6 protein-coding genes are annotated in these 7,938 nt (G+C 63.8%); 4 read left to right on the top strand and 2 right to left on the bottom strand.

What is annotated here, in order from left to right:
* Positions 1-111: 111 nt before the first annotated feature.
* Entirely contained in the window at positions 112-1,041 is a 930-nt protein-coding gene (locus ACE3TQ_RS00725; protein WP_374579971.1) for a LysR family transcriptional regulator, read from the bottom strand.
* A gap of 113 nt (positions 1,042-1,154) precedes the next feature.
* Here ACE3TQ_RS00725 and ACE3TQ_RS00720 point away from each other — a divergent pair, with 113 nt between their 5' ends.
* From ACE3TQ_RS00720 to ACE3TQ_RS00710, 3 genes are read left to right on the top strand one after another with little or no spacing between them, the layout of a single operon-like run.
* Complete coding sequence (locus ACE3TQ_RS00720; RefSeq protein WP_374579970.1) at positions 1,155-2,363, top strand: urate hydroxylase PuuD; 1,209 nt, start codon at positions 1,155-1,157, stop codon at positions 2,361-2,363.
* Positions 2,363-3,589: a M20/M25/M40 family metallo-hydrolase gene (locus ACE3TQ_RS00715; protein WP_374579969.1), complete on the top strand. Its 1,227-nt coding sequence runs from the start codon at positions 2,363-2,365 to the stop codon at positions 3,587-3,589. The genes ACE3TQ_RS00720 and ACE3TQ_RS00715 overlap by 1 nt, the downstream gene beginning before the upstream one ends.
* Positions 3,590-3,601: 12 nt before the next feature.
* Positions 3,602-4,051, top strand: a complete 450-nt coding sequence (locus tag ACE3TQ_RS00710) for a thioesterase family protein (protein ID WP_374579968.1) — start codon at positions 3,602-3,604, stop codon at positions 4,049-4,051.
* Positions 4,052-4,078: 27 nt separating this feature from the next.
* Here the strand turns inward: ACE3TQ_RS00710 and ACE3TQ_RS00705 are convergent, their stop codons facing one another.
* Complete coding sequence (locus tag ACE3TQ_RS00705) at positions 4,079-6,436, bottom strand: prolyl oligopeptidase family serine peptidase (protein WP_374579967.1); 2,358 nt, start codon at positions 6,434-6,436, stop codon at positions 4,079-4,081.
* A 143-nt stretch (positions 6,437-6,579) separates the two neighbouring features.
* On the opposite strand from ACE3TQ_RS00705, the gene ACE3TQ_RS00700 reads away from it, so the two are divergent.
* Positions 6,580-7,920 (top strand): S41 family peptidase, encoded by a 1,341-nt coding sequence (locus ACE3TQ_RS00700; RefSeq protein ID WP_374579966.1) that lies wholly within the window; start codon positions 6,580-6,582, stop codon positions 7,918-7,920.
* Positions 7,921-7,938: the final 18 nt, after the last annotated feature.

Genomic DNA, 7,938 nt, shown 5'->3' with positions numbered 1-7,938 from the left:
AGCGGTGTCCTGGCCCGAATATCTTTTTCTGCCCACGGGGGGGCCTGAAACAAATGGGTAAATTTCTTCATAAAAATGTCCACTTTTCTTCCTGACCCCAGGACGGACATTTTAGAGGGCGCGGGCGGCGGCGGTGACTTGGTCGCGCAGCCATTTGTGTTCGGGCGCCTGGTGCACGCGTTCGTGCCAGAGCTGATAGAAACGCATCGGTGGAAACTTGACCGGTACGTTGAAAAACTTGAGCGGCAGGGAGTTCTCGTAAAAACGCAGGAACTGGCGGCCGGTGGTCAGCACCAGGTCGGTCTGCGTCAGCATGTAGGGAATCAGGCTGAAATAGGCTGATTCCACCGCGACGTTGCGGCGCAATCCCTGGCGTTCGAGGAAGGCGTCGATCACGCCGCCGTAGCCGGGCACCATCTGCGAGGGCGCGACGTGGGGCAGGGTGAGGTAGTCTTCCAGCGTCATGGCGTCGCTGGCTGTGCGCTTGGCGTACGGGCTGGCGGCGTGCATGGCGCAGATGATCGGGTCCTCGAACAGCTTGGAGATGTGCAGGTGCTGCGGCGGTTCGTCCCAGTTGGCGATCACCAGGTCCATATCGCCGTCGGACAGCAGGCGCAAATAGTCGGTGCCAGGGCCGATGGAGTGGATCACGACGCGGCTCTTGGGCGAGCCGCGGCGTAGCATCGCCACCACATTCGGCAGGAATTGGCTGTCCAGGTAGTCCGGCGCGGCGATGTTGAAGGTGCGCGCTTCTTCCTGCGGTACGAAGGGCGTCTTTTTCACGAACAGCGATTCGGCTTCGTCCAGGATACGTTTGGCCGGCTTGAGCAGGCTTTCGCCGTGCTGGGTAGGCACCATGCCGCGCGCGCCCCTTACCAGCAAGGGGTCGCCGGTCAGTTCGCGCAGCTTGCGCAGCGAGGCGGAAATGGAGGGCTGCGGCTGGTTCAGCTTGAGCGCAACACGCGATACGTTCTTCTCCACCAGCAGCAGGTAGAGGATGCGGATCAGGTGGATATCGAGGTGTTGCGGCAGGGCGGACATCTTGCTTACGTATATGAAATCGAATATCTTGAATATACGACATATTTCATGATACTGAAACCTGAAAGCGCGTATCTTGGCTAGATTGCCACCTTTCTAACTCAAGGAATTGCATGGAATACCTGCTGCCGTACGGCCTGGAATGGGCCAACCTGTTGGTGCGCTGGCTGCACATCATTACGGGCATTGCCTGGATCGGTGCGTCGTTCTACTTCGTGTGGCTGGATAACTCGATCCGTCCTCCGGCGCCGGGCTCGGACCTGGCGAAGAAGGGCGTCTCGGGCGAGTTGTGGGCGGTGCATGGCGGCGGTTTCTACAACCCGCAAAAATACCTGGTGGCGCCGGCCGAACTGCCGAAGGAGCTGCATTGGTTCAAGTGGGAGGCTTACACCACCTGGCTGTCCGGCATTGCGCTGCTGACCATCGCTTACTACTTCAACGCGCAGGCGATGATGATCGATAAGCAGGTGGCTGACCTGAGCAGCCTGCAGGCGGTCGGCATCGGCATCGGTTCGCTGGTGGCGGGCTGGGTGGTGTACGACGCGCTGTGCCGCTCGCCGCTCGGCAAGAACGAGAAGTGGCTTGGCCTGGTGGTGTTCCTGCTGCTGGTGGGGGCGGCCTATGGGTTGACGCAGGTGCTGAGCGGGCGCGCCGCCTTTATCCACGTGGGCGCGATGATCGGCACCATCATGGTGGCGAATGTGGCGATGCTGATCATTCCCGGCCAGCGCAAGATGGTTCAGGCGATGCAGGCGGGCAGCCTGCCGGATCCGATCCATGGCATCAAGGCCAAGCAGCGCAGCGTGCATAACAATTACTTCACGCTGCCGGTGCTGTTCATCATGATCAGCAACCACTATGCGATGACCTACCAGCATAAGCATGCATGGCTGGTGCTGGGCCTGATCATGGCGGCGGGGGTGTTCATCCGCCACTTCTTCAACCTGCGCCACAAGGGCCGCATCGAGTGGCGCTACCCGGCTATCGGCGTGGCGCTGCTGGCGGCGGTGGCGGTGGCGATTGCGCCGCCCAAGCCGGCGCCGGCCAAGGCTGCGGCGGATCCGGCTGCGCAGTTCGCGAAGGTCAAGGCGATTATCGATGCGCGTTGCCTGTCCTGCCATGCGGCGGCGCCGACCCAGCCCGGCTTTGCCACCGCGCCTGCGGGCGTGCTGTTTGATACGGACGACCAGGTGCGCCAGCGCGCGGCGCAGATCCACAAGCGTGCGGTGGAACAGAGGGATATGCCGATCGGGAACCTGACCAATATGACTGATGCGGAACGCGCCGAGCTGGGCGCCTGGTTTGCCGCGGGAGCAAAATAATGAATCAAAAAATCACCCAATGGATTGACGAGCATTTCGACGAGGAGGTGGCCCTGTTGCAGCAAGTGCTGCGGGTGCCGACCGATACGCCGCCCGGCAACAATGCGCCGCATGCAGATACCGTAGCGCAGCTGGTGAACGCTTACGGCTGGAACGCCGAGAAGCACGCCGTGCCGGAGCAGGAGGTGCGCGACTATGGCATGCAGTCGATCACCAACCTGATCATCCGCCGTCCTTATGCGGCGGGCGGTCCGACCATCGCCCTCAATGCGCACGGCGATGTGGTGCCGCCGGGCGAGGGCTGGACGTATCCGCCCTACGGCGGGGTGATCGACAACGGCTATATCTACGGCCGCGCGGCTGCCGTGTCGAAGTGCGACTTCGCCACCTATATCTTCGCGGTGCGCGCGCTGGAGGCGCTGGGCGTCAAGCTGAAGGGCGGGGTGGAGCTGCACTTCACCTACGATGAGGAGTTCGGCGGCCTGCTCGGCCCCGGCTTCCTGCTGCGCGAGAAACTGACCAAGCCGGATTATGTGATCGCGGCGGGCTTCAGCTACAACATCGTGACGGCGCATAACGCCTGCCTGCAGCTGGAGATCACCGTGCACGGCAAGTCGGGCCACGGCGCCATGCCGGAAACCGGGCATGACGCGCTGCAGGCGGCAACCAGGATCCTGAATGCGATCTACGGCCAGCTGCCGGAGCTGAAGAAGATCAAGTCCAACGTCCCCGGCATCGATTCGCCGACCATGCTGGTGGGCCGCATCGACGGCGGCACCAATACCAATGTGGTTCCGGGCAAGGTGGTGATGAAGATGGACCGCCGCATGATCCCGGAGGAAGACCCGGTGGCGGTGGAGGCGCAGGTGCGCAAGCTGGTCGAAGATGCGGTGCAGGGCGTGCCGGGCATCCGTCTTGAAATCAAGCGCCTGCTGTTGTCGCACGCCTTGCGCCCGCTGCCGGCCGGCCAGCAGCTGGTGGCCAACTTGCAAAAGAATGCCAAGGCCGTGCTGGGCGAGGATATTCCCGCCGTCGGCACGCCGCTGTATGCGGATGCGCGCCTGTATGGCGAGCATGGCATTCCCGCTGTACTATATGGGGCCGGGCCGCACAGCGTGCCCGAATCGAATGCCAAGAAGGCGGATGAAAAACTGCTGCTGGAAGATTTGCGCAAGGCCACCAAGATCGTGGCGCTGACTTTGCTGGACTTCCTCGCGGCTGAATAATGGGGAGTGACGATGTTTGAGCGCAAGATGATGGCCGGCTGGGGCGATATGGATTTCAACAGCCATATGGCCAACACGGCATACCTGAACAAGGCGGGCGATATCCGCATGCTGTTCTTGTCCGAGAATGGATTCCCGATGGCGGAATTCAAGCGCCTGAACATCGGTCCGGTGGTGATGAAGGACGAAATCGCCTACTTCAAGGAAGTGCTGCTGCTGGACCAGATCACGGTGACGCTGGCGGTGGCGGGCTTGTCGCAGGATGGCAGCCGCTGGCAGCTGCGTTCGGATATCTATCGCAGCGATGGCAAGCTGGCGGCGCGCATCAATAGTTCGGGCGGGTGGCTGGACCTGACTGCGCGCAAACTGGTGACGCCGCCGCCTGCGTTGCTGGCGGCCTGGCAGTCGCTGTACCAGACGGACGACTTCCAGGTGCTGCCAAGCAGCGTGGCGCGACCATAAAAAAGCCGGGCATGCCCGGCTTTTTGCTTATTTGAGCGTACGCTCGAACAGCTGGTAAATCCGGCGGTACTGGTCGTACCAGCTTTCCGGCTGGGTGTAGGCGTGGCGTTCCAGCGGATAGGCCGCCAGTTCCCAGTTATCCTTTTTCAGCTCGATGAAGCGCTGCGCCATGCGCACCGAATCCTGGAAGAACACGTTGTCGTCCACCATGCCGTGGGCGATCAGCAGGTGGCCTTTCAGCTTGTCCGCATATTCGATCGGCGAAGACTTGCGGTAAGCCTCGGGGTCGATGTCCGGGGTGTTCAGGATGTTGGCGGTGTAGCCGTGGTTGTAGGTGGTCCAGTCGGTCACCGGGCGCAGTGCGGCGCCGGCCTTGAACAGGTCCGGTTCGCGCAGCAGCGCCATGAAGGTCATGAAGCCGCCGTAGCTGCCGCCGTAGATGCCCACTTTGCTGATGTCGCCCTGGTGGTTGGCGGCCATCCATTTGGCGCCGTCCACATAGTCTTCCAGCTCCGGGTGGCCCATCTGGCGGTAGATGGCGGTGCGCCAGTCGCGGCCATAGCCTTTCGATGCGCGGTAGTCCATGTCCAGCACGATGTAGCCTTTTTCCACCAGCAGGTTATGGAACATCTGCTCGCGGAAGTACTGCGGGTAGCGGTTGTGCGTGTTCTGCAGGTAGCCCGCGCCGTGCACGAACAGCACGATCGGGTACTTCTTGCCCGGTTCCAGCTTGGCAGGACGGTACAGCTTGGACCAGATCGGCTGGCCGGCGTTGTGGGTGCTTGGTACGGCCACCATCTGCGGCTGGATCCACTCGCGCGCCTTGAATTCGGCGCTGCGGGTGTCGGTCAGCTTGGTCGCTGCGCCGCCGGCGGCGGGTACGGTGGCCAGCTGGGTCGGCACATAGGCGGAGGAGTAGTGCACCAGCAGCTTGCGCTGGTCCGGCGACAGGGCGAACTGCTCGACGCCGCCGTTCAGCTGGGTCACTTCGCGCACGCTGGCGTCCTTGGTGGATGCTGCGCACACTTCATATTCGCCCGGGGTGCGGCGGTTGCACAGCATGTATGCCAGGGTGCCGTCGCCGTTCCATTTCACGCTGGAGGCTTCCCATTTGCCGCTGGTCAGGGCGCGCTGCTTGCCGCTGGCGTCCAGCGTGTACAGGTGGGAGTAACCGCTTTCTTCGGACATGAACCACAGCGTGCTGTTGTCCGGCAGGTAGCCGAAGTCGTTGTAGGCGTAGTTGATCCAGGCCTTGTCGGTCAGGCGGTGCACGGACTGCAGCTTGGCCGCTGCCAGGTCGATGGCGGCGATCCAGCGGTCTTTGTTGTCCACGGTGCGCAGCATGACGGCGCCCTTGGCGCCATCGCCGCTCCAGGCGATGCCGTCGCCTTCATCGGTGGCCAGGCGGGTGGCGCGGTTGCCTTTCAGGGCTGGCTGCTTGGCCGCTTCACGCAGGCTGGCCAGCGGGTCGGTGGCGATGCCGGGCAGGCTGTCGAACGGCAGGTCCTTGATGGCGCCGGTGCGCAGGTCGACCAGTTTGAGCGACTGCGCCAGCGGCAGGTTGCGGCCGACGCGGGTGCGCTGGTCGTCGAATTCTTCGTAGCCCGATTCGGTCACGTAGCGCGGCATCTTGCCGACGCGGCCATTCTCGCCGCCTTTGGGCGAGGTGGCGACCACCAGCCAGCGGCCGTCCGGCGACAGCGAGGAGGCATCGATCGAGACCTTGTCGCCGAAGTAGATCGGAGCCGGGGCGCGGGTGGCGTCGGCCTGGCGTTCTTCCTTGGCGCGGGCGCGCGTTTCGTCGCGCTCGTCCTTCTGGCGCTTGAGGGTGGTGATCAGGCGCAGCTGCATCTCGCGCAGGTAGTCTTCATCGGGCGCGGCGGCCGGGTCCTTGGCGGCGCGCGGCAGGGCGACCGGCGACACCAGGCGCTCGGCGCGGCTCCAGCTGAACCAGTCGTTGCCGACCTTGAACTGCACGCTGCGGCCGTCGGCCGAGTACTGCGGGGCGGAGGCGTTGGCGGTGCCGCGCGTGATCTGCACCAGGGCGCCCGATTTCAGGTCGCGCTCGAACAGGTCGCCGTTGCGCAGCACGATGGCGCGCGTGCGTTCGCGGTTGAAGACCAGGTTGGGGCTGTCCTGGTTGGCCAGTTCGGAGTCCGCCACCAGGCGCGGTTTGTCGCCAGCCTGGAAGGTGTCGCGCAGCGAGGAACCGGTGCGCTTTTGTTTATAGAAGATCTGCTTGCCGTCCCAGCTCCACCACGCGGTTTCCACGGGCGTGCCGATCCAGTCCGGATGCGACATGGCCTGGTCGAGGGTGATTGGGGTTTGGGCAAATGCGGGTGCTGCCAGCAGGGCTGCCAGCATGGGGAGGGCAATTCGGCGCATAGTCTCGAAAGGTGAAGTGGTTTTTTTCGAGGAAGCATTCTAGCAGCCAGCCCCGCCGCGGAAAGTATCAGGCTTGTAACAAGGTAGCGTGCTTGCCAGGATGGCACTAGAATGGCGGGCAATCAGCTAAACCAGGAGACAAGATGGCAACAAGCCATGTAGCAGCGCTGGTACTGGCCCTGGCGGCCACCGGCGCAGTGGCGCAGCAGCAGCCTGCAATGCAATGGGAAACCGCCGCGCTGGCGGGGGCCTACAAGGACAACATCAGCGAAGACGAAAAAGTCGCCGGCCTGTCCAAACTGTGGTCGGAAGTGAAATATAACTTTTTCGACACTGCCGCCCTGGAAAAGCTGGATTGGGACAAGCTGTACCTGGAGACGCTGCCGCGCGTGCGCGCCACGCGCAGCACCGAGGACTACTACCGCGTGCTGATCGAACTGGCCGCGAAGCTGAAGGACGGCCACACCAACGTCTACCCGCCGCAGGCGCTGCACGCCCGCATGTTCGGCGTGCCGATGCTGAATACGCTGCCGATCGAGGGCCGCGTCATCGTGACCGAAGTGTACGATCCGGACCTGCGCGCCAAAGGCATCATGCCAGGCCTTGAGGTGGTGTCGGTCGACGGTGCGGAGGTGAAGGCATATGCCGCGCGCGAGGTGGCGCCTTATGTCAGCGCCTCCACCCCGCAGGATGAAGCGCTGCGCACGTTCGGCTACCAGCTGCTGCTCGGCGCCGAGGGCACTGCGGCGCGCGTGGTTTTCCGCGACGCGGCAGGCAGGCAGTTCGAGCAGCAGGTGCCGCGCGTGAGCTACGCGGCGCGCAAAGCCGCCGGCGCGGCGCCGCCGTCGTTCGAATTCAGCATGCTGCCGGGGGATGTGGCCTATGTGGCCCTGAACAGCTTTGAAGACCAGAGCGCGGCGGATGCCTGGATGGCCGCCTTCGACGAGATCGCCAAGTCTTCCGCGCTGGTGATCGATGTGCGCCGCAATGGCGGCGGCGATTCCGGTGTGGGCTACAAGATCCTTGCCACGCTGGACAACAAGGCCTTCATGACCAGCCGCTGGACCACGCGCGATTACAAGCCGTCCTGGCGCGCCTGGGGCAAGGAAATGCCGATGTATTCCGAGGCGCCGGGCGTGGTGCAGCCGGACCCGAAGCGCCATTACGCCAGGCCGGTGCTGGTCTTGACCAGTGCAGCCACCTTCTCGGCGGCGGAGGATTTCGCTGCCGCCTTCGACGGTATGCAGCGCGGCGCGATTGTCGGCGAACCGACCGGCGGCAGTACCGGCCAACCGCTGTTCATCAAGCTGCCGGGCGGCGGCCAGGCGCGCATCTGCACCAAGCTCGATACCTACGCCGACGGCCGCGCCTTTGTCGGCGTCGGCGTGCAGCCGCAGTACGCGGCCAAGCCGACCGTGGAAGGCATGCGCGCCGGCCGCGACGAGGTGCTGGAGGCGGCGCTGGCGCAGCTGCAGGCCAAATAAAAAAAGCCGCCGGGCCTG

This window comes from Pseudoduganella sp., assembly GCF_041914865.1.
Lineage (GTDB): Bacteria > Pseudomonadota > Gammaproteobacteria > Burkholderiales > Burkholderiaceae_D > Rugamonas.
The sequence above is the reverse complement of the archived record's forward strand: the minus strand, read 5'-3'. Positions and strand labels throughout refer to the sequence as shown.